The 515-nt window shown below is 59.0% G+C and carries 1 protein-coding gene and 1 pseudogene; both read left to right on the forward strand.

Annotation, left to right across the window (positions count from 1 at the left end; genetic code table 11):
- A pseudogene (locus tag AC1DLB_RS31850) lies at positions 1-246 on the forward strand (phenylacetate--CoA ligase family protein); the annotation flags it as partial.
- On the forward strand, positions 246-515 hold a 270-nt coding region (locus AC1DLB_RS31855), incomplete at its 3' end, for a GNAT family N-acetyltransferase (protein ID WP_477786513.1). The pseudogene AC1DLB_RS31850 and the gene AC1DLB_RS31855, both read left to right, overlap by 1 nt.

Consider the following 515-nt stretch of genomic DNA (forward strand, 5'->3'; position numbering starts at 1 on the left):
GATCTGCTGAGCGTGAAGTGGGTGCCCGAACCTCAGTTACAAGCCGTCGAACCGGTGCTCCGCGAATTGCGTGAAGCGCTGCTCGCCCACTACCCCGCCATCGACGACCTGAGCCGCGAGGGTCTGCTGGAGTTTCGAGTACTGCCTTGCGCAACCACAGACCTGAAACTCCACCCTCGCTCGGGCAAACAACTGCGGGTGCTGGATTTGCGAGTGTATGACGTTCCCTTGCAGGAGTTCGTGTGATGACCCCGTTGATAATTCGCGCCTACCGCCCTTCCGATGCAAACGCAGTGAGTCGATTGTTTCAAGAAGTCTACGGCGATCATTACGCTCAGCCGGATGTTTACCTGCCGAACATGATCAATCAGCACAATGCCGAGGGTCACTGGCAATCAATGCTGGCTGTGGATGACACAGCCGTCCTCGGTCATGCCGCGTTGCGACGCGACACACCTTCGAATACCGCGGAACTGGCCCTCACCGTGGTACATCCCGCCGCGCAGGGGCAGGAC

The sequence above is a fragment of the Pseudomonas sp. 05N434 genome, assembly GCF_056396965.1.